The organism is Halopseudomonas sp. L-58, from assembly GCF_056859475.1.
In genome coordinates this window covers 91,883-115,768 of the sequence record NZ_JBSXON010000069.1, presented here as the reverse complement: position 1 = coordinate 115,768, position 23,886 = coordinate 91,883, and the positions used below count along the sequence as shown (strand labels likewise).

Genomic DNA, 23,886 nt, shown 5'->3' with positions numbered 1-23,886 from the left:
GATCAGGTATGACGAGGATTGCGGTAATGGCAGAGCGGGAGCAGGGGACCGTCAAGTGGTTCAACGATGCCAAGGGGTTTGGTTTTATTCAGCGTGAGTCCGGTCCGGACGTGTTTGTGCACTTCCGCGCCATTCGCGGTGACGGTCACCGCACGTTGGTAGAGGGGCAGAAGGTCGAGTTCAGCGTTTCGCAGGGCCAGAAGGGCCTGCAGGCGGACGACGTCACCAAGCTGTAGCCGGTTTTTGTCCTGATGGCGCGGCTGCGGTGGCAGCTGCGCAGCACAACACCTGCAGCGCGGGTTTGCCCGCGCCGAAGGCTTCTTGTGTCTTTTTTCAGGCTGGCGCAGGCAGCTGGCTGCGCAGCCAGCGATCAAATTCGCCCGCCGGCAGTGCGCCGTTTATCCGCGCGACTTCCTTACCCTGATGCACGATCAGCAGTGTCGGAATGCTGCGGATACCGAAACGGGCGGCCAGGTTGGGTGCCGCTTCGGTGTCAACCTTGAGAAAGCGCGCACGGGGCTCGTGTTGGCTGCAGCTTCGGCTGAAGGTCGGCGCGAACTGACGACATGGCCCGCACCAACTGGCCCAGAAATCGATGACCAGCGGCAGGTCTGCGCCGGCATGACGGGCAAAGCCGGCGGCGTCCACCTCTGTGGGCTTGCCGTTGAATAGCGGCTGCTTGCAGGCACCGCACACGGGGGCGGCGGACAGGCGACTGGCGTCCAGTCGGTTCTTGCGTTGGCAGTGGGGGCAGCAGATCAGCATTGGGAAGTCCTCCGACAATAGCGTATTGATGGGGGCCGATGGTGCCGTTTCAAGGATGCCGGCGTCGCCCCTGCCATTGTCTTTGCAGCTCGATAAAGGTCAGTGAGGCGGACCAGGTAATCAGCACCAGCCCGGTCAGCGACTCGGTTCCGTAGAGAAAGCGGATGTGTCCGGTCGGCGTCAGGTCACCGTAGCCAAGCGTGGAGTAAGTGGTAGCGGAGAGGTAGATGGTATCGAACAGGGTGATGGTGTCCAGACCGTTGATGCCGCCTTGTTCCGGCATCTGCAGCAGAAAAAAGGCGCTCAGCCCGAATAGCCAGATTTCGGCGATATGGGTGAACAGCAATACGAAAATCAGGGTCAGGATACGGGGCCGCTCACCTATGGTGGTGTCGTCGAGAAAGCGGTGCAGCCGTGACAGGACCTCATAGTGCAATACGACCGCCAGCGCCACAATGACACAGCTGCACGCCACCATGATGATGTGGAAGCGGTCGATCTCCGGCAGATAGCTCACTTACTGGGCCCAGAGAAATTCGTGTTCGCCGTCGGCATTGATCTTCAACCAGCGGTCAGCATCGGCTTCGCCGTCCGCTTCCTCCCAGCCGCCCACCGAACAGCGTACTTCGTGGCCAAGTGCGGCGTGAACCGCCCGGGCGCAGTCGCGGTCGCTTTCCCACGGGGTCACGTCGCTGTCGAACCAGATACTCGCCCATTTTCCCGCCGCCTTGCGTACCACCATCAGCGGAATGGTCTGGTCCGCGTGCAGGGCACCGTGCTGGGTGAGGCCCTTGGGTTCATCCAGGGTCAGCGGTCCCATGACCTTGTGCAGCCAGTCCAGCAGGTCAGCGACGTGATCGTCGCGCAGGTAGATTTCGATATCAGGTTGGCGCACGGCTCCTCCTTCGGGGTTCGTGGTATCAGCAACGTTCCAGCATGATCATCTGCATGGCCACTTCGAGGCCCTCAATACCTTGCTCGGCAATGGTCTGCTGGCGTTCGGGGCGGCTGCGTACGCCGTGCGGCGTCATGCCGATCAGATTACCCAGATCTTCGCTTGTCAGCTGAAGAGGATAGCGCAGGGTCTGCTCCGAGGCGATGCGCAGTCCGTCCGGCAGGGACTTGATCAGCGCCGGTGTCGGGTGGATCTGATCATACAGACGTTCGCGCAGGGCCAGCAGGTGGTCGCTGTGCGGGCCGACGATGAGGATGCGCCCGCCTGGCTTGACGGTGCGCAGGCATTCGTCTGCAGACCACGGACTGAACACGCTCAAGGCTGCATCCAGACTCTGGTCGGCAACTGGCAGGCGAGCACTGGAGGCTACCATCCAGCGGATGCTGCGGCTGCGCCGGCAGGCCTTGATGATGGCGTCCTTGCTGATGTCGAAGCCACCGATGGCGGTGTCTGGCAGGGCGCGAGCGAGGCGCTCGGTGTAGTAGCCCTCACCGCAGCCCATATCGAGCAGGGTCTGGGGGCTGAATTCGGCGAATAGCTGATTGATTGCATCGCTCACCGGTTGGTAGTGGCCGGCGTCGAGGAACGCCTGACGACAGGCCAGCATCTGCGGCGTGTCGCCGGGCTGCTTGCTGTTCTTGAATTGCACCAGCAGCAGATTCAGGTAACCCTGGCGGGCCTGATCGTAGCTATGGCCGGCCGCGCAGCGCCATTGGCGCTCAACGTTGCTCAGCGGGGCATGGCAGTGTGGGCAGATCAGTTGCAGCATCAGGTCAGCAACCGTTCCAGGGTGACCTGATAGATGTCGGTCAGCAGGTCGAGATCATCGGCCTTGATGCACTCGTTGACCTGATGAATCGTCGCGTTCACCGGGCCGAGTTCAACCACCTGGGTGCCCATGGTCGCGATAAAGCGGCCATCGGAGGTGCCGCCGGAGGTCGACGGCTGGGTCTCGCGGCCGGTGACCTGCCTGATTGCTGCCGAGACGCCGTCGAGCAGGGCACCGGGCTCGGTCAGGAACGGCAGACCGGATACGGTCCAGTGCAGCTCATATTCCAGGCCGTGGGCGTCCAGCAGGTCGCAGACGCGCTGTTGCAGGCCCTCGACGGTCGATTCGGTGGAGAAACGGAAGTTGATCAGCGCTTCCAGCTCGCCCGGCACCACGTTGGTCGCGCCGGTACCGGAGTGGATGTTGGAAATCTGGAAGCTGGTCGGCGGGAAGAACGCGTTGCCTTCGTCCCATACCTCGGCGGCCAGCGCGGCCAGTGCCGGCGCGGCCAGGTGAATCGGGTTGCGGGCCAGATGCGGATAGGCCACATGGCCTTGCTTGCCGCGAATGACCAAGCGGGCGTTGAGCGAGCCGCGGCGGCCGTTCTTGACGATATCGCCTACCAACTCAGTGCTGGAGGGCTCGCCAACGATGCACCAGTCGACCTTTTCGCCACGCTCGACCAGCGTTTCGACTACCTTCACTGTGCCGTCGGTAGCGGGGCCCTCCTCGTCACTGGTGATCAGAAAGGCGATCGAGCCCTTGTGGTCGGGATGGGCGGCGACGAAGCGTTCGACCGCCACCACCATCGCCGCCAGGCTGCCCTTCATATCGGCTGCGCCGCGGCCGTGCAGCATGCCGTCGCGAATCTGCGGGATGAAGGGGTTGGTCTGCCACTGTTCGACCGGGCCGGTTGGCACCACATCGGTGTGACCGGCAAAACACAACACCGGACCTTCGCTGCCGCGTCTTGCCCACAGGTTGTCGACCTCGCCGAAGCGCAGAGGCTCCAGCTCGAAACCGACCGCCGCCAGTCGTTCGCCCATCAGTTGCTGACAGCCAGCGTCCTCGGGGGTGGTGGAGTTGCGGGAGATGAGGTCGCAGGCCAGCTGCAGGGTAGGGGATAGCTCGGTCATGGTTCCGGTTCGTCTGGGCAGAGGAAGGGCCATCATACCAGAGTCCTGCGGCGCTCTTCCCGCCTGATCAGGGCTGCCTGTCCAAGTAAGGCCGTTCGGTTCCAGCCGGTGACCTCGCTCGGTACCGGGTTGCTCAGATTCGCGTGTTGGGCCAGCGTGCCCGTCGCCACGCCCGACGCTGCTTCTTGTCGAGGAAGGTCCAGGCCAGCAGGCGACTGCGCTTGCTGCCCTGACCCATGTCGATGATGCGTACGTCGGTGGCGCCTAGATCGCGCAGCTGCTCGGGCAGTGCTTTCAGGCTGGCTGCGCTGGCGACCAGCGTCGTGAACCAGAACACCTGCGACGCGCAGGTCCTGCTCTGCTCGGCCATTCGGTGCAGGAAGCCCGCCTCGCCGTCGCTGCAGTACAGCTCGTTGTTGCGGCCGCCGAAATTACGTCCGCCGGGTTGCTTGCCCAGGCCCTGCCACTTGCGCTCGTTGGCCTGCCGGGCCTCGGCGGCGCTGGCATAGAACGGCGGGTTGCAAAGGGTGAAGTCGAACTGCTCGTCGGCGCCGATGATGCCCGTGAAAATGCACGCGGGGTCCGCCTGCCGGCGCAGCTCGATCCGGGACTGCAGGGTCGGATTGGCCGCGAGGATCTGCTCGCCGTTGCGCAAGGCGTCGGCATCAATGTCGCTGCCGACGAATTGCCAGCCATATTCGGCGTTACCGATCAGGGGATAAATAAGGTTGGCACCGGTGCCCACATCCAGCCCGCGCAGGCTCGCGCCCTTGGGGATAACGCCATCGTGGCTGCTGGCAAGCAAATCCGCCAGGTGGTGGATAAGATCGGCGCGGCCGGGGATGGGCGGGCACAGGGCGTCGTCCGGAATCTGCCAGCCACTGATGTCGTACCAGTGCGTCAGCAGGGCACCGTTGAGGCAGCGCAGGGCGGCCGGATCAGCAAAGTCGATGGTCGTCTGCCCATCCTTGCCCTGGCGGATAAAAGCCTTTAGTGGCGGGCACTTGCGGGCCAGAAGGGGGAAGTCGTAACGGCCCTGATAACGGTTGCGTGGATGCAGTGCTGTTGGCTTGGATGAGCGGCGCGACATGTTGACTCCTGAGCTGGAGGGGGAGCTTCCCACGCCGATGTGGGGCTTGTCATCTGTTGTGCACAGAAGCTGGGGATGAGGTTGTGGATAAGTTCAGGATATCCATGCCAATGCCGTAAGGGCTGGCGCTTGCGCAGAACTGGTCGTTTTCTGCTCAGTGCGCGGAGAACCGGCGCTGGTATACTGTGTCGCCGCAGGAGGATGCCCATGATTACCGAAGACCCCCGTTTTGCCGGAATTGGCCGTTTGTATGGTACCGATGCGCTTGCGCGTCTGGCGGCCAGTCATGTGGTGGTCGTCGGGATTGGTGGGGTCGGCAGTTGGGTCGCCGAGGCGCTGGCACGTACCGGGATCGGCCGCATCAGCCTGATCGACTTGGACGAGGTCTGCGTCAGCAACGTCAACCGCCAGCTGCACGCGCTGGACGGCCAGGTGGGCAGGCCCAAGGTTGAGGTGATGGCTGAGCGTCTTCGGGCGATCAGCCCGGAGTGCGACGTGCGCCCGGTGATGGATTTTGTCACGCCCAGCAATCTGGCCGAGCTGATAACCGATGACATCGATTGCGTTGTCGACTGCATCGACAGCGTCAACGCCAAGGTGGCGCTGATTGCCTGGTGCCGCCGCCGCAAGATTCCGGTGATCACCACCGGCGGTGCGGGCGGGCAGATCGACCCGACACAGATTACCGTCGCGGACCTGTCCAAGACCGTCAACGACCCGCTGGCCGCCAAGGCCCGCTCACTGCTGCGCCGGGACCACAACTTCCCCCGTGCCGACAGCAAGCGCAGCTTCGGCGTGCCCTGCGTCTACTCGAAAGAGCAATTGCGCTACCCCAAACCCGACGGCAGCGTCTGCACCCAGAAATCCTTCGTCGGTGAGGGCGTGCGCCTGGACTGCTCCGGCGGCTTCGGCGCCGTCACCATGGTTACCGCTACCTTCGGCATGGTAGCTGCGGCGCAGGCGGTGCAGCGCTTGCTGCGCTAGCGCAGCAAGCGAGCAGCAAGCCGCAAGCCTCAAGCGGCAAGCTACAAGCAGTTCGAGTGACGGGAGTTATCAGCGCTATAACCTGCAAGCGCGGCGGGGTAAGCCTGAAACCACAAAGCGCTTTTGGCTTGTAGCTTGTCGCTTGCCGCTTGAGGCTTGTAGCTATAAAAAGGCCCGAACCGGTCACCGGCACGGGCCTCTCACCGAGCTGCTTCAAGCTTATGGCTTGCCGCTTGCAGCTCCCACAACTGATCGCCGGAGGCGATTAGTTGTGGGCATGCAGCATATCGTTCAGCTGGATCGCGCTCTTGTTGGTCTTGCACTCGATGGCGCCCGTCTGCGAGTTACGACGGAACAGCAGGTCGGACTGGTTGGCCAGGTCGCGCGCCTTGACGATTTCGACCAGATTGTCCGCGTCGTCCAGCAGTGCCACCTTGATACCGGCAGTGATGTACAGACCGGCTTCAACGGTGCAGCGGTCGCCCAGCGGGATACCGATACCGGCGTTGGCGCCGATCAGGCAGCCTTCGCCAACGGAGATGACGATGTTGCCACCACCGGACAGGGTGCCCATGGTGGAGCAGCCGCCGCCCAGATCGGAACCTTTGCCAACGAACACGCCAGCAGAAATACGGCCTTCAACCATGCTGGTGCCTGCGGTACCGGCGTTGAAGTTGATGAAGCCTTCGTGCATCACGGTGGTGCCTTCGCCAACGTAGGCGCCCAGACGTACGCGGGCGGTGTCGGCGATGCGGATGCCGGCCGGCACGACGTAGTCGGTCATGGATGGGAACTTGTCGATGCTATGCACGACCAGCGACTCACCCTTCATGCGCGCGGCCATCTGGCGCTGCGGCAGTTCGCTGATGTCGATCGCGCCCTGGGTGGTCCAGGCAACGTTCGGCAGCAGCGGGAAGATGCCGGCCAGCACCACGCCGTGCGGCTTGACCAGGCGATGCGAGAGCAGGTGCAGCTTGAGGTAGGCTTCCGGGGTCGAGCTGGGAGCCTCATCGCTGGCCAGTACGGTCGCGACCAGCGGACGGCTGCTGTCGGCCATTTGCGCGACCAGGGCGGCCTGCTCGCTGAAACCGGCCGCATTCAGTGCCTGGCTCAGTGCGCCGCATTGGCTGGCGGCGAAACCGATTGCCTGATTGCCTTCGGCATAACCAAGCTCGGCCTTGACCACGTCGACCAGGGCGTTGCCGGGGTTGAGCAGGGGCTGCGGATAGAACACCTCCAGCCACTCACCTGCGCTGTTCTGGGTGCCGATGCCAAAGGCCAGACTGAAACATTCACTCATGGGGCGGTTCCTTTGATGCTAGTGCTATGCATTGGATTCAAACGCGCTGGCGTACCACTCCGGCTTGAAGCCGACCAGGCGCTGCGAGCCGATATCCAGTACCGGTCTTTTTATCATTGAGGGGTTGGCTTGCATCAGCGCAACCGCCTTGTCTGTATCGATGTTTTCCTTGTCCGCGTCGTCAAGCTTGCGGAAGGTAGTGCCCTTGCGGTTGAGGATGATTTCCCAACCGTGTTCGGTGCACCATGCATGCAGCCGCTCGGCGTCAATGCCTTGTGTCTTGTAGTCGTGAAACTGGTAGTCGACACCGTGCTCGTCGAGCCAGGTGCGGGCCTTTTTCATGGTGTCGCAGGCCTTTATGCCGTACAGGGTAATCATGGCTTACAGGCTCCTGATGAAGTCGCGGATGCGTTCGGCAGCTTCAATACACTCGTCCAGCGGGGCGACCAGCGCCATGCGGACCCGTCCGGCGCCGGGATTATAACCATCAATTTCCCGTGACAGGTAACGTCCGGGCACCACGGCAACATTCTGCTCGGCCAGCAGTCGGGTAGTGAAGGTCTCGTCGTCGATGGGTGTCTTGGGCCACAGGTAGAAACCGGCGTCGGGGCGCTCGACCTTCATCACGTCGGCGAGAATGGCAAGAACAGCGTCGAACTTGGCCTGATACTGGGCTCGGTTGTCGGCAACGTGCGCTTCATCCTGCCACGCGGCGATGCTGGCGATCTGGCTGTGAATCGGCATCGCGCAGCCGTGGTAGGTGCGATAGGTCAGGTACGGCTTGAGCAGGCTGGCGTCGCCGGCGACGAAGCCCGAGCGCAGGCCCGGCAGGTTGGAGCGCTTGGACAGGCTGTGGAATACCACGCAGCGGGCGTAGTCGTCACGGCCCATGGCGGCGCAGGCCTGCAGCAGACCGACCGGCGCGGGGCCGTCCGGGGCGTAGATTTCGCTGTAGCACTCGTCCGAGGCGATCACGAAGTCGTACTGGTCGGCCAGCTTGATCAATTGCTGCAGGGTGTCCAGCGGAATCACCGCACCGGTCGGGTTGCCGGGTGTGCAGATAAACAGCAGCTGACAGCGCTGCCAGATGTCGGCCGGGACGGCGCCGAAATCCGGGATAAAGCCATTGCTGCCGTCGCAGGCCAGGTAGTGCGGCTCCACACCAGCCAGAAACGCCGCGCCTTCATAGATCTGATAGAAGGGGTTGGGGCTGACCACCAGCCCCTGCGGATCGCGGGCGATCAGTGCCTGGGTAAAGGAGAACAGCGCTTCACGGGTGCCGTTGACCGGGATGATGTTGCCGTTGATATCCAGGCTGCCGTGTTTCAGTGCAAAGCGTTTGGTCAGCCACTCGGAGATGCTCTGGCGCAGCTCGGGCTTACCCTGGGTCGTCGGGTAGACCGCTGCCTGGTTGAGGTTGTCGGCCAGTGCCTGCAGCACGAAGGGCGGAGACGGGTGCTTGGGCTCGCCGATTGACAGCGAGATCGGGCGCAGTGCCGGGTTCGGGGTGACGTCGGCGATCAGGGCGCGCAGCTTTTCAAAAGGGTAGGGCTGCAGGCGCTGCAGGTCGTGATTCATGCGGTGTCCTCAGGGGCCGATGGCAATGGGGCTGCTGTACTCCTGGCCGGTCGGCTGGGTACTGCTGAGTGTGTCGATAATGGTCTGCTGCAGACGTTCGCACAGTTGCGGGTCGGACAGCGCCTGGTTGTTGGCGTCGGTGATGACGAATACGTCGTCCACGCGCTCGCCCAGGGTAACGATCTTGGCGTTCTGCACGCTGATGTCGAAGTCGAGGAAGATGCGGCCCATGCGCGCTAGCAGGCCGGGCCGGTCCGGTGCGCTCAATTCCAGAATGGTATGCAGGCCGCTCGGGTCGTTGAAAATGGTGACCTCGGGTGCAAAGGCAAAGTGCTTGAGCTGACGCGGCACGCGGCGCTGAATGATGCTTGGGTAGGCATCCGGGTCGGACAGGGCGTCAACCAGCCCCTGCTTGATCTGGCGGATGCGTTCGGGGTTCTCGCCGATGGAGCCGCCGTCAGAGTCAAGCACGATGTAGGTGTCCAGGCTGAACTGGCTGGTCGAAGTGATGATGCGCGCATCCTGAATGCTCAGGTTGAGCTGATCCATCGCTGACACTGTCGCCGCAAACAGGTCGTTCTGTTCCGGGGTATAGATGAAGATCTGGGTCGCGCCCTCGAATTCGCGTTGGGCGGTTTCCTTGATCAGTACCAGTGGGCCGTGGCGGTCGTTGTGCTGGACGATCGCCTCGGTGTGCCAGGCCACATCGCTGGCGGTGTGACGCAGGAAATAGTCGTCGCCCAGCTCGGACCAGAGGTCTTCGGCATCCTCCTCCTCGATGCCGTTGCGTACCAGGATATCGAGCGCGGCCTGCTGGGTCTGGCGGATGTGCTCTTCGCGATCCGGCGGATTGTCCAAGCCGCGGCGCAGGGCGCGCTTGGTCTCGGTATACAGCTGGCGCAGCAGGGACGCGCGCCAGGAGTTCCACAGCGTCGGGTTGGTCGCGTTGATGTCGGCGATGGTCAGCACATAGAGGTAGTCGAGCCGTACCTGATTGCCGACCTTGGTAGCGAAGTCGTGGATCTCCAGTGGGTCGGAAATGTCCTTGCGCTGGGCAGTAGTGGACATCAGCAGGTGGTTCTCGACCAGCCAGCTGACCAGGTGGGTGTCCCAGGCCGGCAGGTGGTGGCGGGTGCAGAACTGCTGGGCATCGACTGCGCCGAGTTCCGAATGGTCACCGCCGCGGCCCTTGGCGATATCGTGATAAAGCCCCGCCATGTAAAGCAGATCCGGCTTGGGCAGACGGCAGAAGATACGCCAGGCCAGGGGGTACTTGTCCTGGTATTCGGGGCGGTTCAGTTTGCGCAGGTGCTTGATCAGATTCAGGGTGTGCGCATCGACCGTATATATGTGAAACAGGTCGTGCTGCATCTGGCCGACGATCTTGCCGAACTCCGGCAGGTAGCGGCCGAGGATGCCATAGCGGTTCATTCGGCGCAGGTTGCGGTGGATGCCTTCCTTGCAGCGGAACAGTTCGATAAACAGGCTGGTGTTGCGGATGTCGCTGCGGAAGTCGTCATCAATCAGGTGGCGATGGTCGCGCAGCAGGCGGATGGTGTCGGCGCGCACCCCGCGGATTTCCGGGTGCTGGGCCATCAGCAGGAAGATTTCCAGAATCGCGAACGGGGTACGCTTGAACACATTCGGGTTGGTGACCTCGATGTAATGGTTGCGTACCTGGAAGCGGCTGTTGAGTGGGCGAATGTCGGCCGCTTCGGCATCACGCAGCAAGATTTCCTCGAAGTGCTGCATCAGCAGGTCGTTCAGCTCCGACAGGGACATCACCACCCGATAGTACTTCTGCATGAAACGCTCGACCGCCAGCTTGCTGTCGGTGCCTTCGTAGCCGAGCAGCTTGGCCAGGGCGCGCTGGTGGTCGAACAGCAGGCGGTCTTCGGCGCGGCCCGACAGGGTATGCAGGGCAAAGCGCACCTTCCAGAGGAAGGCGCGCCCGGAGTCGAGGATGCGGTACTCGGGTTCGTTCAGAAAGCCTTGCTGGACCAGCTCGCTCAGGTCATTGGTGCCGAAGTGGCGCAGGGCGACCCAGGCGATGGTCTGGATGTCGCGCAGACCACCCGGCGAGCTTTTGACGTTGGGTTCGAGGTTGTACTCGGTGTCATTGAACTTGGCGTGGCGGGCGTGCTGCTCGGCGCGCTTGGCGCGGAAGAACTCGGCGTCGGTCCACATGTGGCTGGTGTCGATCGCCTGCATCATGTCCTGGCGCAGCGCCTCGTCGCCCGCCAGGGTGCGCGACTCCATCAGGTTGGTAATGACGGTGATGTCGGCGCGGGCTTCATGCTGACACTCTTCGATGCTGCGCACGCTCTGGCCCACTTCCAGACCGATATCCCAGAGCAGCATCAGGAAGGCTTCGATCGACTCGCGAAAGGGCTCTGCGTCGCCACGCAGCAGGATAAGAAGGTCGATATCCGAGTGCGGATGCAGTTCCCCGCGGCCGTAGCCGCCGACTGCCAGTAACGCGATACCGGGATCGTTGGCGCAGGGTAGTCTGGCCCACGCCTGTTGCAGGATCTGGTCGGTAAACCAGGCGCGCTCATGGATCAGCTGGTGAATGTCGCGCCCTTCCTCGAAGCGCTGGGCAATCAGCGCGTCGGCCTGGCGAATGGCCTTCTTGAAGGCCGCTATCGGGCTGCTCTTGAGGGCCAGCTCGGCCTGAAACTGGCCGGGATCGAAAAGTGCGTCATCCATCATCTCAGTTCCTCGGCAGGTCGGGTTGGCCGGACAGCGAATCAGTCGCCGGTCAGCTGAAGGTCTCTTCGCTGCGCAGGGTCAGCACCTCGTAACCATCCGCCGTTACCAGAATGGTGTGCTCCCACTGTGCCGACAGCTTGCGGTCCTTGGTGATGGCGGTCCAGTTATCGCCCAGCAGGCGGGTTTCCGGGCGGCCCTGGTTGATCATCGGCTCAATGGTAAAGGTCATCCCTTCGACCAGCTCCATGCCGGTGCCGGCGCGGCCGTAGTGCAGAATCTGCGGCTCTTCGTGGAATACCTTGCCGATACCATGGCCACAGTACTCGCGCACCACGCTGTAGCGGTTGGCATGGGCGTGTTCCTGAATCACCGCGCCGATGTCACCCAGACGGGCGCCGGGGCGCACTACCGAGATACCCTTATACATGCATTCCTGGGTAACACGGCTCAGGCGCTCGACCCACTCCGGCACTTCGCCGACCATGAACATCTTGCTGGTGTCGCCGTGGTACCCATCCTTGATGACGGTAACGTCGATATTCAGCGCATCGCCGTTCTTCAGTGGCTTGTCATTCGGAATGCCATGGCAGACGACGTGGTTGATGGAGGTGCAGATGGATTTGGGGAAGGGCATGCGGCCCGGAGCACCGCCGTAATTGAGCGGCGCTGGAATGGCCTTCTGGACGTTGACGATGTAGTCGTGGCAGATGGTGTTGAGTTCGTCGGTGGTGACGCCCGGTTTGACGTACTCGCCGATCATTTCCAGAACCTCTGCCGCGAGGCGGCCGGCAACCCGCATGCCGGCAATGTCTTCAGCGGTCTTGATGGTAACGGTCATGGCAGGACTCTCTTGATTGGGCGCCGGCTGGCGACGTTGGAAAAGCAAGGGATTCTATCAGACCTGCGCGCGCCTGTTGAGCCGGCCGTGCGTCGTCTGCATGACGGCAATGCTTTATTCAGTGTGGTCGATATGGTATAAAGCGCCCCGCTGAGAAAAGAGTCATCGAGCTCGCTCGGCATTTACCTTAAAACCGCACACGTATCGACACGGTATCCTGGGTGCCCTTCGGGGTTGGATGCTGGGATGCGTGGAGGCCCAACCCGACTTACTGGAGTTATCATGACCCAAGTCTCTATGCGCGACATGCTGAAGGCCGGTGCGCACTTCGGCCACCAGACCCGTTACTGGAACCCGAAAATGGGCAAGTACATTTTCGGCGCTCGCAACAAGATTCACATCATCAACCTGGAAAAGACCATGCCGATGTTCCATGAAGCCCTGAGCTTTGTGGAAAAGCAGGCTGCCGGCAAGAACAAGATCCTGTTCGTCGGCACCAAGCGCGCTGCCAGCAAGATCATTGCTGAAGAAGCATCACGTGCTGGTCAGCCCTATGTTGATCACCGTTGGCTCGGCGGCATGCTGACCAACTACAAGACCATCCGTCAGTCCATCAAGCGTCTGCGCGACCTGGAGACTCAGTCTCAGGACGGCACCTTCGCCAAGCTGACCAAGAAAGAAGCGCTGATGCGCTCGCGCGATCTGGAAAAACTGGATCGCAGCCTGGGTGGTATCAAGGATATGGGCGGCCTGCCCGATGCCTTGTTCGTCATCGACGTCGAGCACGAGCGCATTGCCATCACCGAAGCCAACAAGCTGGGTATTCCGGTTATCGGCATCGTTGATACCAACAGCAGCCCGGATGGCGTTGACTTCGTTATCCCGGGTAACGACGACGCAATCCGCGCCATCAAGCTGTACGCTGCTGCCATGGCTGACGCAGTGTTGCGTGGCAAGGGCAACGCCGGCGCTGCTGACGAGTTCGTCGAAGAAGCTGCTCCGGAAGCCTCTGAGGGCTGAGGTGCTTACGGCTGAATTGTTGCCGTAGCAAAAAGGGGGCGATGCCCCCTTTTTGCAATGTGTTTATCGCAAGATGATTCGTTGCTTCCTGCTGATTATCGGAAGCAGGAACTAATCCAGTTATGTGAGGAAGAATCCATGGCAGAAGTTACTGCAGCACTGGTCAAAGAACTGCGCGAGCGTACCGGTCAGGGCATGATGGAGTGCAAAAAGGCTCTGGTTGCCGCTGAAGGTGATATCGAGAAGGCGATTGACGACATGCGCGCTTCCGGCGCCATCAAGGCAGCCAAAAAAGCAGGCAATATCGCCGCTGAAGGCTCCATCGCCGTCAAGGTTGCTGCCGACAACAAGTCCGCAGTCATCATCGAAGTCAACTCCCAGACCGACTTCCTGGCTCTGCAGGATGACTTCAAGGCATTCGTTGCTGCCAGCCTGGACAAGGCGTTTGAAGCTGGTTACACCGACGCTGCTCCGCTGATCGCTGATCAGGAAGCGGCCCGCGAAGCTCTGGTTGCCAAGACCGGTGAGAACGTCAACATCCGTCGCCTGACCCGCGTTGAAGGTGATGTGGTTGGTGCTTACCTGCACGGTCACCGCATCGGTGTTGTCGTTACCCTGAATGGCGGTAACGAAGAACTGGCCCGTGATATTGCCATGCACGTTGCTGCCAGCAACCCGCAGTTCCTGGATGCCTCCCAGGTATCCGAAGAAGCGATCGCCAAAGAGAAGGAAATCTTCCTGGCTCTGAACGCTGACAAGATCGCCGGCAAGCCGGAAAACATTGTTGAGAACATGGTCAAGGGCCGTATCAACAAGTTTGTTTCCGAAGGCAGCCTGATCGAGCAGCCCTTCGTCAAGGATCCGGACGTCAAGGTCGGTGAGCTGGCCAAGAAAGCCGGTGCTGAAGTGGTTTCCTTCGTGCGTTTCGAAGTGGGTGAGGGCATCGAGCGTGCCGAGACCGATTTTGCTGCCGAAGTTGCCGCTCAGCTGGCTGCTGCCAAGCAGTAATACGCTATAGTGCACGCTGACCGGTGCACCGCCCCTGCCCATAGGTGGGGGCGACAAGGTTGATCTGAGAGGCTTCCCGCGCAGGCGTGAAGCCTCTTTTTCAAGAAATACTGAACAAGTTCGCGCCCCGATGGTCTGGGTGGAACTCGTTGAGTATTTCTCCCTTCCAGCCCAGGAGACTAAGACATGGCCCAGGTACCCAGTAGCCGCCAACCCAAATACAAGCGCATTCTTCTCAAGCTCAGCGGCGAGGCGCTGATGGGAACCGAGGATTTCGGTATTGATCCCAAGGTGCTGGACCGTATGGCGCTGGAGATCGGGCAGTTGATTGGTATTGGCGTCCAGGTCGGTCTGGTGATTGGCGGTGGCAACCTGTTCCGCGGTGCTGCGTTGAGCGCAGCCGGCATGGATCGGGTCACTGGCGACCATATGGGTATGCTGGCGACCGTCATGAATGCGCTGGCCATGCGCGACTCGCTGGAGCGGTCCAACATTCAGACTCGGGTGATGTCGGCCATTACCATGGAAGGCGTGACCGAGCATTACGACCGCCGCAAGGCAATGCGCTACCTCGCTGGTGGTGACGTGGTAATATTCTCCGCCGGCACGGGTAACCCTTTCTTCACCACCGATACGGCGGCCTGTTTGCGCGGTATCGAGGTCGACGCCGATCTGGTGCTCAAGGCAACCAAGGTGGACGGTGTCTACAACGCCGACCCGATGAAGGACCCGAACGCCGAACGCTTCGAAACACTCAGCTATGACCAGGTTCTGGATCTTAAGCTGGAAGTCATGGACCTGACGGCAATCTGCCTGATCCGTGACCACAATATGCCCCTGCGGGTGTTTAACATGAACAAACCTGGTGCGTTGCTGAATGCGGTTGTTGGCAGCGCCGAAGGAACACTGATCGAGGGTTGAGTAATGATCAACGAAATCAAGCAAGACGCGCAGGAGCGCATGAAGAAATCCGTTGAGGCGCTGGAACACGCGTTCGCCAAGATTCGTACCGGTCGCGCTCACCCGGCTCTGCTGGATAGCATCATGGTCTCCTATTACGGCTCCGATACGCCGCTGCGTCAGGTTGCCAACGTCATCGTTGAGGATTCGCGGACCCTGGCTCTGAGCGTGTTCGACAAGGGCATGATTCAGGCGGTCGAAAAGGCGATCATGACCTCTGATCTGGGCCTCAACCCGGCCACCTCCGGCACGACCATTCGTGTACCCATGCCGGCGCTGACCGAGGAGACCCGCAAGGGCTACACCAAACAGGCCCGTGCAGAGGCTGAAGGCGGTCGCGTTGCCGTGCGCAACATTCGCCGCGATGCGCTGAGTCAGCTCAAGGATCTGCAGAAAGAGAAGGCAATCAGCGAAGACGAGGAGCGTCGCGCCGCTGATGAGGTGCAGAAGCTGACCGACAAGTTCATCGCCGAAATCGACAAGGCGCTGGAAGTGAAAGAAAAGGATCTGATGGCCATCTGAGGCTGTCAGTGACCGGCTTTCAAATGAACAACAAAAAGCAGGCTGGTAGCCTGGCCGTCGTGCCTCGCCACATTGCCATCATCATGGATGGCAACAACCGTTGGGCGCGCAAGCGCCTGATGCCCGGCGTTGCCGGGCACAAGGCAGGTGTTGATGCGGTAAAGGCAATGATTGAGGTCTGCGTCGAGGAAGGGGTCGAGGTGCTGACCCTGTTTGCCTTCTCCAGCGAAAACTGGCAGCGCCCGGCCGACGAGGTCGGTGCGCTCATGGAGCTGTTCCTCAGTGCCCTGCGCCGCGAGGTTCGCAAGCTGGGCGAGAATGGTGTGCGCCTGCGCATCATCGGTGATCGCAGCCGGTTTTCCCGCGAGCTTCAGCAGGCAATGCTGGAGGCCGAGCAGCAGACTGCCCATTGCAGTCGCCTGACGCTGGTCATTGCCGCCAATTACGGTGGCCAGTGGGACATGGCCCAGGCTGCACGAAGTCTGGCGGAAGAAGCAGTGCGCGGTGAGCGCACGCCGGCATCGATTGACGAGCAGGCGATTGAGGCGCGTCTCAGTACTGCGGGCCTGCCGTTGCCGGACCTGTGCATTCGCACTGGCGGTGAAAAGCGCATCAGCAACTTCCTGCTATGGCAGCTGGCCTACGCCGAGCTGTACTTTTCCGATCTTTACTGGCCCGATTTCAAGCATGCCGCCCTGCGCGAGGCGATGTGCGATTTTGCGGGTCGTCAACGCCGATTTGGCAAAACCAGCGATCAGATCGCAGCGGAGTCCTGATGCTCAAGCAACGGGTAATAACGGGCGTCATTCTGGCGCTGATTGCAGTGTCCGGGTTTGTCGGCCTGCAGGGCGCATGGTTTGCGGCGTTTATTGGTGCGGTGGTCATGCTGGCTGCATGGGAGTGGATGCGACTGTGCGGTGAAAGCCGTCAGAGCGGTCGCATTGTTTATGCGGCTACCCTCGGCCTGTTCATGGTCGGTCTGTATCGCGACGCTCCGGCCATCATCTACTTCGTCGCGCCAGCGCTGGTTTGGTGGGGCATGGCGACGCTGATGATCCTGCGCTATCCCAACGGCGCCGGTCTGTGGCGCGGCAGTTTTCTGCGCCAACTGTTCGGGTTGCTGATCCTGTTGCCGGCCTGGGCGGGAGTGGTCTGGCTGCGGGCCCAGGAGCACGGGCTGTGGATGCTTCTGGGGCTTGCGGTACTGGTGTTTGGTGCTGATATCGGCGCCTACTTTTCCGGCAAGGCCTTTGGCCGCACCAAGTTGCTGCCCAATGTCAGTCCCGGCAAGACTCGTGAAGGCCTGCTCGGCGGCCTGCTGCTGAGTCTGTCGCTGGCACTGGCAGCCATGCTCTATCTGGGGTGGGGGCTGCAGGCGATTGTGCTGGGCCTTGTCGGTTCGGCGCTGGTGGTGCTGATATCGGTAGTCGGCGACCTGACTGAAAGCCTGTTCAAGCGCGAGGCCGGCCTCAAGGACAGCAGTAATCTGTTGCCGGGGCATGGTGGCGTGCTGGATCGCATCGATAGTCTGACTGCGGCGATTCCGCTGTACGTTGGGGTCTGGCTGCTGCTCGGGAGCCGTTTGGCGTGAGCCGGCAGCAGGTTACCGTTCTGGGTGCTACCGGGTCGATTGGTGTCAGCACGCTGGACGTGATTGCCCGTCACCCGTCGCGCTATCAGGTGTTTGCGCTGACCGGTTATAGCCGCATGAGTGTGCTGGCGGCGCAGTGTCGTGCTCATCGCCCGCAGTATGCGGTCGTCGCTGACGAGGTTCAGGCCGATGTCCTGCAGGCTGAGCTGATGGCAGAAGGGCTGCAGACCGAAGTGCTCCATGGTGCCGACGCGTTGGCGCGGGTTGCTGCCGATGATGCAGTGGATGTGGTGATGGCGGCCATTGTTGGCGCGGCCGGCCTTCGACCAACCCTGGCCGCAGTCCAGGCGGGCAAGCGGGTGTTGCTGGCGAACAAGGAAGCGCTGGTCATGTCCGGCGCATTGTTCATGGAGGCTGTGAAGGCCTCCGGCGCGCGCTTGCTGCCGATCGACAGTGAGCACAATGCGATTTTTCAGTGCATGCCCGAGCATTATTCGGCGGGGCTCGGCAGGGCAGGGGTGCGTCGTATTCTGTTGACGGCTTCGGGTGGGCCGTTTCGTAGCTTTACCTACGAACAGTTGCTTCAGGTAACGCCGGCGCAGGCCTGTGCTCATCCGAACTGGTCGATGGGGCAGAAAATATCGGTGGACTCGGCCAGCATGATGAACAAGGGGCTCGAGTTGATTGAGGCCTGCTGGCTGTTTGCGGCCCATCCGGATCAGGTTGAGGTGGTTGTGCACCCTCAGAGCGTAGTGCATTCGCTGGTCGATTATGTCGACGGGTCCGTGCTTGCTCAGCTGGGAAACCCGGATATGCGAACGCCCATTGCTCATGCCCTGGCGTGGCCGGAGCGCATTGATTCCGGTGTCAGTGCGCTGGATCTGCTGACAACCGCACGACTTGATTTTGAAGCCCCGGACCCGGTGCGATTTCCCTGTCTGCGTCTTGCCCGGGAAGCTGGTCTCGCCGGCGGCACCAGTTGCGCCCTGCTGAATGCGGCCAACGAGGTGGCGGTCGAAGCCTTTCTGGCAGGGCGCGTTCGCTTTGTGGACATCCCTGTTATCATCGAGGACACATTGAACCGTTTGCCCAGTGAGGCGGTGCGCGATCTGGAGCATATTCTGCAGGCAGATCGCAGCGCGCGTGAGCACGCCTCGAGCTGGGTAGAGGCAAACGGAAGCTAAGTTATCGGGTGGCTTGTCCGCCCTGTGAGGTACTGAATGGAGCTGCTGTCTACGTTGTTGGCTACGGTGGTCGCTCTCGGGCTGCTGGTCACCATTCACGAGTACGGTCATTTCTGGGTAGCCCGGCGCTGCGGCATCAAGGTGTTGCGCTTTTCGATCGGTTTCGGCCCTGCGCTGCTGCGCTGGCACGATCGGCGCGGAACCGAATATGCCATCGCCGCCATTCCGCTGGGCGGCTACGTCAAGATGCTCGACGAGCGCGAGGCGCCGGTTGCCGAACACGAGCTGGATCAGGCCTTCAATCGCAAAACGGTAAAGCAGCGCATTGCGGTTGTGGCTGCAGGTCCGCTGGCGAATTTCCTGCTCGCGATCCTCGCCTTCTGGATTGTCGCGGTGATCGGTTTCAGCACGGTGGCGCCAGTGCTTGGCCCCGTCCCTGCCGGTTCCCCTGCGGCATTGGCCGGTATGCACGAAGGGCTGGAAATTACCGCCGTTGATGGCACCTCGACACGAAGCTGGCACGAAATCAATCTGCAACTGATCCGGCGTCTTGGTGAGAGTGGCAGCATTGATGTGACTGCCAAACCCTTTTCCGGTGGCAGTGAACAGCGCTACCAGCTACCCCTCGATAACTGGCTCAGGGGAGAAGAGGCGCCCGATCCAATGGTGGCGCTCGGGTTGACCGGATGGCAGCCTCAAATTCCCCCGCGTATCGGCCAGATTGCGCCTGACGGTGCCGCGGCCGAGGCCGGTTTGCAGCCTGGCGATCTGATTCTTTCTATTGACGGTCAGCCGGTATCCGACTGGCTGACCGACGTGGTGCCGACCATTCAGGCCAATGCGCAGCAGGTCCTGCAATTACAGGTCGAGCGCAACGGCAGCCTGGTTGATATCGCGCTGACGCCGCGTCCCAAGGCAAGTGACGATGTGGTTGTCGGATACGTTGGTGTAGGCGTCGAGCCGATCGACATGCCGGCTCACATGCAGCGCCAGATAAGTTACAACCCTCTGGTCGCTGTGCCGGTCGCGATGCAGAAAACCTGGGAAATGACAGCGCTGACGCTGGACTCACTGTGGAAGATGCTGACAGGGCTGGTCTCGGCAAAAAACTTGAGTGGTCCGATTACGATTGCTAAAGTGGCGGGCGCCTCTGCCAAGTCAGGGCTGGAAAGTTTTCTCAGTTTTATTGCGTACTTGAGTATCAGTCTGGGGGTTTTGAACCTTCTCCCGATACCGGTTCTGGATGGTGGTCACCTGGTGTATTACGTGGCCGAGTGGGTCAGGGGTAAGCCTCTCTCCGAGCGAATTCAGACATGGGGACTGCAGATCGGCTTGAGCCTGATCGTCGGAGTCATGCTGTTTGCCATTTATAACGATATTAGCCGCCTGGGCGGCTGACCAAGTGCACTGCCTGAACACGACCTGCCATTGATGGCAGATAAGAATTCAATCAGCTGGATCAAAACGGATTTCATGAAACGTTACCTATTGCCTGCGCTTTTTTCGATGCTATTGGCGCCGGGGGCTCACGCCGCTGCCTTCCAGATCTCCGATATCCGCGTCAATGGTTTGCAGCGGGTTTCCGCCGGCAGCGTATTCAGCGCCTTGCCGCTGAACATTGGTGACGAAGTCGATGATCCGGAACTGGTCGAAGCTACGCGCTCCCTGTTCCGTACCGGCTTCTTTCAGGATATTCAGCTGGGTCGCGAAGGCGACGTGCTGGTGATCAACCTGGTCGAGCGTCCCTCCATTTCTTCTATCGAGCTGGAAGGCAACAAGGCGATCAAGAGCGAGGACCTGCTCAAGGGCCTGAGCGCCGCCGGCCTGGCTGAAGGCGAGATTTTCCAGCGCGCAACCCTGGAAGGGGTGCGCAACGAGCTGCTTCGTCAGTACGTATCCCAGGGTCGCTACTCTGCCGATATCGAGGCGCAGGTCATTCCCGAACCGCGTAACCGGGTTGCCTTGAAGATTGTCATCGACGAGGGGTCGGTTGCGGCGATTTCGCACATCAACGTTGTCGGCAACACCGTCTTCGAGACCGAAGATCTCGTTGATCTGTTCGAGCTGAAGACGTCGGGCTGGTTCTCGTTCCTGAGCAGTGACGACAAGTATTCCCGCGAGAAGCTGTCGGGTGATCTGGAACGGCTGCGCTCCTATTATCTGGACCGTGGCTACATCAACATGAACGTGGCTTCGACCCAGGTATCCATCACCCCGGACAAGAAACACGTCTATATCACCGTCAACATTACCGAGGGCGAGCGCTACAGCATCAGCGATGTGCGTCTGTCCGGTGATCTGGTCGTAGGTGAGGACGAGATCAAGCGTCTGATGCTGATTGAACCGGGTCAGATTTTCTCCCGCCAGGTGATGACGTCTACCTCCGACCTGATCAGTCGTCGACTGGGTAATGAGGGTTACACCTTCGCCAGCGTCAACGGTATTCCCGAGATCAACGAAGAAGACAAGACGGTTGCCGTGACCTTCTATGTCGACCCGGGCAAGCGTGCCTACGTCAATCGCATCAACTTCCGTGGCAATACCAAGACCGAAGATCAGGTGCTGCGTCGCGAAATGCGGCAAATGGAGGGTGGCTGGGCGTCAACCTATCTGATTGATCAGTCCAAGACCCGCCTTGAGCGCCTGGGTTTCTTCAAGGAAGTGAATGTCGAGACGGTTCCGGTACCCGGCACCGACGATCTGATTGACGTCAATTACAGCGTCGAAGAGCAGCCGTCCGGCTCGGTAACCGCCAGCCTCGGTTTTTCCCAGAGCTCCGGTATCATCCTCGGTGGCTCGATCAGCCAGAACAACTTCTTCGGTACCGGTAACCGGGTAAGTGTCGGGGCAAACCGCTCCGATTATCAGACCTCGTTGTCCTTCGGCTTTCTGGATCCGTACTTCACCGTTGACGGCATGAGCCTGGGCTACAACGCATTCTACCGGACTACCGACTACGATGAGCTGGACGTCGATGTCACCAGCTACGCCGTCGACTCCTTCGGTGGCGGCTTCAACTTCGGTTATCCGGTCAGTGACACCTCGCGCATCTCCTTCGGGATGAGTGCCCAGCAGGACACCATCAAGAGCGGTATCTATACCGTGCAGGAGATTCTGAATTTCCTGGATACCGAAGGGGACAGCTTTACCAACCTGTTCTTCGACGCCTCCTGGTCGCAGAGCACGCTCAATCGCGGCGTATTCCCGGATCGTGGCCACTCGCAGAGCCTGAGCTGGCATGTGACCGTGCCGGGCAGTGATCTGCAGTTCTACACCATGGATTATCGCGGTCAGCGCTTCTTCCCGATGACCGAAGACCTGACCCTGCGTCTGCACACCGATCTGGGCTTTGGTCGCGGCTTTGGCGGTACCGACCGCATGCCGTTCTACGAGCATTACTACGCCGGCGGTATCGGCTCTGTGCGCGGCTTCGAGGGCAGCACCCTGGGTCCGAAGAGTACCCCGAATGTCAACGACCCTGATCAGGACTCGCTGCCCTTTGGCGGTAACATCAAGATCACCGGCGGTGCGGAAGTTATCTTCCCGGCCCCCTTCGTCAAAGACCAGCGTTCGTTGCGCACGGCCCTGTTTTTCGACGTAGGTAACATATACGATACCCAATGCACGCAGACCAAGACGGTTGAGGGCGACAAGAATCCCGGTTGTGGCGATGTTGACCTCGGTGAGCTGCGTTACAGTGTCGGTGTCGGCCTGTCCTGGCTGACCGCACTGGGCCCCTTGGGCTTCAGTCTGGCCATGCCGCTGAATGCTGATTCGGCCGACGACGCCCAGGTGTTCCAGTTCACTCTCGGCCAGACGTTCTGACGTCAGACCAATAACAACGTGGTATCGAAATCAGGAGTTTTAGAGTGGGTAAGTTTACGCGTGTAGCGGTGATGTCCCTGCTGGCTCTGGCCAGTTTCCAGGCCTCTGCCGAGATGAAGATTGCCGTGCTGGATTATCAGATGGCGCTGCTGGAGTCGGATGCAGCGAAGAAATACTCGGTTGACGCCGAAAAGCAGTTCGGTGCGCAGCTGCAACGCGTAAAGAATCTGGAAGCTGAAGCCAAGCGTTTGCAGGAGCGCCTGCAGCGTGATGGCGGTCAGATGGAGCAGTCCGAGCTCGAAAAGCTGGAGCTTGAACTGCGTCAGAAGGTACGTGAGTTCCAGCTGCAGTCGCGTGAGCTGAATGAGGCCAAGGCCCAGTCCGATCGTCAGATGCTGGAAACCCTGCGTCCGCGCCTGGATGCTGCCGTTGAAGGCGTACTGTCCGCAGGTGGTTACGACCTGGTACTCGATCGCGGTGGCGTGATCGAAGTGAAGCCGCAGTTCGATATCACCCGTCAGGTGATTGAGCGCCTGAATAGCACCCGCTGATGTCCGAAATCCTGTCCTTGTCCCTTGCGCGCCTGGCTGAAGAGCTCGGCGCGCAGCTTATTGGGGACCCGCAAACGGAAATCCTCGGCCTGGCGACCCTGCAGGATGCCGGCCCCGGCCAACTCGCTTTTCTGGCCAACGCCCAGTATCGCAAGTACCTGGCTGACACCCGTGCCAGTGCGGTCCTGCTGACCGAGCGCGATGCCGAGGGGTTTGCCGGCAATGCGCTGGTGGTGGCCGACCCTTATCTGACCTACGCTCGCCTGTCTCACCGCTTTGACCGCAAGCCCATAGCAGCTGCCGGTATTCACCCGACTGCGGTGGTGGCAGCTAACGCGCAGGTTGATCCCAGTGCCAGCATTGGCGCCGGTGTGGTTGTCGAGGCCGACGCCGTTATCGGTGCCGGCGTTACCCTGAGTCCGCAGTGCTATGTCGGTGCGCGTTCGACTATCGGTGCGGGTGGCTGGCTTGCTCCCCGGGTGACCCTTTACCACGACGTTCATATTGGCGAGCGAGTGGTGATTCAGTCGGGTGCGGTAATCGGCTCCGAGGGGTTTGGCTTTGCCAATCAGGCTGGCCACTGGCAGAAAATTGCCCAGATTGGCGGAGTGCGTGTTGGTGATGATGTCGAAATCGGCGCCAATACCACCATCGACCGCGGCGCCTTGGCCGATACCCTGATCGGCAACGGGGTCAAGCTCGATAATCAGATTCAGATCGCACATAACGTGCAGGTCGGTGATCACACGGCAATGGCGGCCTGCGTCGGTATCTCCGGCAGCACCAGAATCGGTCGCCACTGCATGATTGCTGGCGGTGTCGGCATGGTCGGGCATATCGAGGTCTGCGACAATGTGTTCGTCAGCGGCATGACCATGGTCACCCGCTCCATCACCGAGCCGGGTGCCTATTCCTCAGGTACGGCGATGCAGCCGGCTGGCGAATGGAAGAAGAGCGCTGCGCGTATCCGTCAGCTTGATGGTATGGCCAAGCGACTCCAGCAGCTCGAGAAACAGCTTGAGCAGGTGACTCGGCAGTCCCCCGACTCATCAAACGCCTGAGTGGCGCCCCGTTCGGGGCGCTTTTATCCTTTTCAGC

At 60.9% G+C, this 23,886-nt stretch carries 24 protein-coding genes; 13 read left to right on the top strand and 11 right to left on the bottom strand.

All coding sequences use genetic code 11. The features are described 5' to 3' along the window. Window positions 1-26: 26 nt before the first annotated feature. Window positions 27-236, top strand: coding sequence for a cold-shock protein (locus AC13EY_RS12495; protein WP_088273378.1), 210 nt, complete (start codon window positions 27-29; stop codon window positions 234-236). Window positions 237-333: 97 nt separating this feature from the next. Here the strand turns inward: AC13EY_RS12495 and trxC are convergent, their stop codons facing one another. From trxC to rlmF, 6 genes are all read right to left on the bottom strand, one after another. Continuing rightward, complete coding sequence (trxC, locus tag AC13EY_RS12490) at window positions 334-765, bottom strand: thioredoxin TrxC (protein WP_335600345.1); 432 nt, start codon at window positions 763-765, stop codon at window positions 334-336. A gap of 49 nt (window positions 766-814) precedes the next feature. After that, window positions 815-1,282 (bottom strand): ion channel, encoded by a 468-nt coding sequence (locus AC13EY_RS12485; protein WP_228245138.1) that lies wholly within the window; start codon window positions 1,280-1,282, stop codon window positions 815-817. Further along, on the bottom strand, window positions 1,283-1,660 hold the full coding sequence (locus AC13EY_RS12480) for a hypothetical protein (RefSeq protein WP_088273381.1): 378 nt from the start codon (window positions 1,658-1,660) through the stop codon (window positions 1,283-1,285). It abuts the gene before it with no gap. A gap of 25 nt (window positions 1,661-1,685) precedes the next feature. After that, window positions 1,686-2,489 (bottom strand): putative RNA methyltransferase, encoded by an 804-nt coding sequence (locus AC13EY_RS12475; RefSeq protein ID WP_228245139.1) that lies wholly within the window; start codon window positions 2,487-2,489, stop codon window positions 1,686-1,688. Next, on the bottom strand, window positions 2,489-3,658 hold the full coding sequence (gene dapE, locus AC13EY_RS12470; RefSeq protein WP_373315112.1) for a succinyl-diaminopimelate desuccinylase: 1,170 nt from the start codon (window positions 3,656-3,658) through the stop codon (window positions 2,489-2,491). The genes AC13EY_RS12475 and dapE overlap by 1 nt, the downstream gene beginning before the upstream one ends. A 100-nt stretch (window positions 3,659-3,758) precedes the next feature. Next, entirely contained in the window at window positions 3,759-4,715 is a 957-nt protein-coding gene (gene rlmF, locus AC13EY_RS12465) for a 23S rRNA (adenine(1618)-N(6))-methyltransferase RlmF (protein ID WP_285677621.1), read from the bottom strand. 201 nt (window positions 4,716-4,916) lie between these two features. On the opposite strand from rlmF, the gene tcdA reads away from it, so the two are divergent. Continuing rightward, on the top strand, window positions 4,917-5,699 hold the full coding sequence (gene tcdA / locus AC13EY_RS12460) for a tRNA cyclic N6-threonylcarbamoyladenosine(37) synthase TcdA (RefSeq protein ID WP_228245145.1): 783 nt from the start codon (window positions 4,917-4,919) through the stop codon (window positions 5,697-5,699). Between the two features lie 265 nt (window positions 5,700-5,964). On the opposite strand, the gene dapD is transcribed toward tcdA, so the two are convergent. From dapD to map, 5 genes are read right to left on the bottom strand one after another with little or no spacing between them, the layout of a single operon-like run. After that, complete coding sequence (gene dapD, locus AC13EY_RS12455; RefSeq protein ID WP_088273388.1) at window positions 5,965-6,999, bottom strand: 2,3,4,5-tetrahydropyridine-2,6-dicarboxylate N-succinyltransferase; 1,035 nt, start codon at window positions 6,997-6,999, stop codon at window positions 5,965-5,967. A gap of 24 nt (window positions 7,000-7,023) precedes the next feature. Beyond that, on the bottom strand, window positions 7,024-7,377 hold the full coding sequence (locus AC13EY_RS12450) for an ArsC family reductase (protein WP_228245146.1): 354 nt from the start codon (window positions 7,375-7,377) through the stop codon (window positions 7,024-7,026). Between the two features lie 3 nt (window positions 7,378-7,380). After that, window positions 7,381-8,577 (bottom strand): succinyldiaminopimelate transaminase, encoded by a 1,197-nt coding sequence (dapC, locus tag AC13EY_RS12445; protein ID WP_335600344.1) that lies wholly within the window; start codon window positions 8,575-8,577, stop codon window positions 7,381-7,383. A gap of 9 nt (window positions 8,578-8,586) precedes the next feature. Next, a complete protein-coding gene (locus AC13EY_RS12440; protein ID WP_228245148.1) occupies window positions 8,587-11,286 on the bottom strand; it encodes a [protein-PII] uridylyltransferase in 2,700 nt (899 codons plus the stop codon). Between the two features lie 52 nt (window positions 11,287-11,338). Then, window positions 11,339-12,127 carry a type I methionyl aminopeptidase gene (gene map, locus AC13EY_RS12435; RefSeq protein WP_269686864.1) on the bottom strand — a complete coding sequence of 263 codons (789 nt, stop codon included), beginning with the start codon at window positions 12,125-12,127 and terminating at the stop codon, window positions 11,339-11,341. Between the two features lie 282 nt (window positions 12,128-12,409). Between map and rpsB the strand changes: the two genes are divergently transcribed. The 11 genes from rpsB to lpxD all read left to right on the top strand — a co-directional run bounded on the left by rpsB (window position 12,410) and on the right by lpxD (window position 23,849). After that, the gene (gene rpsB / locus AC13EY_RS12430; RefSeq protein ID WP_228245150.1) at window positions 12,410-13,147 is read left to right on the top strand and encodes a 30S ribosomal protein S2; all 738 of its coding nucleotides are present in this window, start codon (window positions 12,410-12,412) and stop codon (window positions 13,145-13,147) included. Window positions 13,148-13,285: 138 nt separating this feature from the next. Next, window positions 13,286-14,155 carry a translation elongation factor Ts gene (tsf, locus tag AC13EY_RS12425; RefSeq protein WP_228245151.1) on the top strand — a complete coding sequence of 290 codons (870 nt, stop codon included), beginning with the start codon at window positions 13,286-13,288 and terminating at the stop codon, window positions 14,153-14,155. A gap of 186 nt (window positions 14,156-14,341) precedes the next feature. After that, entirely contained in the window at window positions 14,342-15,076 is a 735-nt protein-coding gene (gene pyrH, locus AC13EY_RS12420; RefSeq protein ID WP_088273395.1) for a UMP kinase, read from the top strand. A 3-nt stretch (window positions 15,077-15,079) separates the two neighbouring features. Continuing rightward, the gene (frr, locus tag AC13EY_RS12415) at window positions 15,080-15,637 is read left to right on the top strand and encodes a ribosome recycling factor (protein ID WP_088273396.1); all 558 of its coding nucleotides are present in this window, start codon (window positions 15,080-15,082) and stop codon (window positions 15,635-15,637) included. Window positions 15,638-15,660: 23 nt separating this feature from the next. After that, window positions 15,661-16,413 carry a polyprenyl diphosphate synthase gene (uppS, locus tag AC13EY_RS12410; RefSeq protein ID WP_088273903.1) on the top strand — a complete coding sequence of 251 codons (753 nt, stop codon included), beginning with the start codon at window positions 15,661-15,663 and terminating at the stop codon, window positions 16,411-16,413. Beyond that, complete coding sequence (locus tag AC13EY_RS12405; protein ID WP_088273397.1) at window positions 16,413-17,228, top strand: phosphatidate cytidylyltransferase; 816 nt, start codon at window positions 16,413-16,415, stop codon at window positions 17,226-17,228. The genes uppS and AC13EY_RS12405 overlap by 1 nt, the downstream gene beginning before the upstream one ends. Next, window positions 17,225-18,412, top strand: a complete 1,188-nt coding sequence (gene ispC, locus AC13EY_RS12400) for a 1-deoxy-D-xylulose-5-phosphate reductoisomerase (RefSeq protein WP_482876754.1) — start codon at window positions 17,225-17,227, stop codon at window positions 18,410-18,412. The genes AC13EY_RS12405 and ispC overlap by 4 nt, the downstream gene beginning before the upstream one ends. 36 nt (window positions 18,413-18,448) lie before the next feature. Next, window positions 18,449-19,810 (top strand): sigma E protease regulator RseP, encoded by a 1,362-nt coding sequence (rseP, locus tag AC13EY_RS12395; protein WP_335600343.1) that lies wholly within the window; start codon window positions 18,449-18,451, stop codon window positions 19,808-19,810. Between the two features lie 75 nt (window positions 19,811-19,885). Beyond that, window positions 19,886-22,237, top strand: a complete 2,352-nt coding sequence (bamA, locus tag AC13EY_RS12390; RefSeq protein WP_228245154.1) for an outer membrane protein assembly factor BamA — start codon at window positions 19,886-19,888, stop codon at window positions 22,235-22,237. Between the two features lie 44 nt (window positions 22,238-22,281). Next, window positions 22,282-22,788: an OmpH/Skp family outer membrane protein gene (locus AC13EY_RS12385; protein ID WP_088273400.1), complete on the top strand. Its 507-nt coding sequence runs from the start codon at window positions 22,282-22,284 to the stop codon at window positions 22,786-22,788. Continuing rightward, entirely contained in the window at window positions 22,788-23,849 is a 1,062-nt protein-coding gene (lpxD, locus tag AC13EY_RS12380; protein WP_228245155.1) for a UDP-3-O-(3-hydroxymyristoyl)glucosamine N-acyltransferase, read from the top strand. Before AC13EY_RS12385 ends, lpxD begins: the two co-directional genes overlap by 1 nt. The last annotated feature ends 37 nt before the right edge of the window (window positions 23,850-23,886 follow it).

Bases quoted from the DNA above. Each gene is read 5' to 3' on its own strand.
- dapE (WP_373315112.1), bottom strand. From the start codon at position 3,658: ATGGCCCTTCCTCTGCCCAGACGAACCGGAACCATGACCGAGCTATCC.
- AC13EY_RS12495 (WP_088273378.1), top strand. From the start codon at position 27: ATGGCAGAGCGGGAGCAGGGGACCGTCAAGTGGTTCAACGATGCCAAG.
- AC13EY_RS12450 (WP_228245146.1), bottom strand. From the start codon at position 7,377: ATGATTACCCTGTACGGCATAAAGGCCTGCGACACCATGAAAAAGGCC.
- frr (WP_088273396.1), top strand. From the start codon at position 15,080: ATGATCAACGAAATCAAGCAAGACGCGCAGGAGCGCATGAAGAAATCC.
- rseP (WP_335600343.1), top strand. From the start codon at position 18,449: ATGGAGCTGCTGTCTACGTTGTTGGCTACGGTGGTCGCTCTCGGGCTG.
- rpsB (WP_228245150.1), top strand. From the start codon at position 12,410: ATGACCCAAGTCTCTATGCGCGACATGCTGAAGGCCGGTGCGCACTTC.
- dapC (WP_335600344.1), bottom strand. From the start codon at position 8,577: ATGAATCACGACCTGCAGCGCCTGCAGCCCTACCCTTTTGAAAAGCTG.
- tcdA (WP_228245145.1), top strand. From the start codon at position 4,917: ATGCCCATGATTACCGAAGACCCCCGTTTTGCCGGAATTGGCCGTTTG.
- map (WP_269686864.1), bottom strand. From the start codon at position 12,127: ATGACCGTTACCATCAAGACCGCTGAAGACATTGCCGGCATGCGGGTT.
- tsf (WP_228245151.1), top strand. From the start codon at position 13,286: ATGGCAGAAGTTACTGCAGCACTGGTCAAAGAACTGCGCGAGCGTACC.
- trxC (WP_335600345.1), bottom strand. From the start codon at position 765: ATGCTGATCTGCTGCCCCCACTGCCAACGCAAGAACCGACTGGACGCC.
- AC13EY_RS12405 (WP_088273397.1), top strand. From the start codon at position 16,413: ATGCTCAAGCAACGGGTAATAACGGGCGTCATTCTGGCGCTGATTGCA.
- pyrH (WP_088273395.1), top strand. From the start codon at position 14,342: ATGGCCCAGGTACCCAGTAGCCGCCAACCCAAATACAAGCGCATTCTT.
- lpxD (WP_228245155.1), top strand. From the start codon at position 22,788: ATGTCCGAAATCCTGTCCTTGTCCCTTGCGCGCCTGGCTGAAGAGCTC.
- bamA (WP_228245154.1), top strand. From the start codon at position 19,886: ATGAAACGTTACCTATTGCCTGCGCTTTTTTCGATGCTATTGGCGCCG.
- uppS (WP_088273903.1), top strand. From the start codon at position 15,661: ATGAACAACAAAAAGCAGGCTGGTAGCCTGGCCGTCGTGCCTCGCCAC.
- dapD (WP_088273388.1), bottom strand. From the start codon at position 6,999: ATGAGTGAATGTTTCAGTCTGGCCTTTGGCATCGGCACCCAGAACAGC.
- AC13EY_RS12475 (WP_228245139.1), bottom strand. From the start codon at position 2,489: ATGCTGCAACTGATCTGCCCACACTGCCATGCCCCGCTGAGCAACGTT.
- AC13EY_RS12440 (WP_228245148.1), bottom strand. From the start codon at position 11,286: ATGGATGACGCACTTTTCGATCCCGGCCAGTTTCAGGCCGAGCTGGCC.
- rlmF (WP_285677621.1), bottom strand. From the start codon at position 4,715: ATGTCGCGCCGCTCATCCAAGCCAACAGCACTGCATCCACGCAACCGT.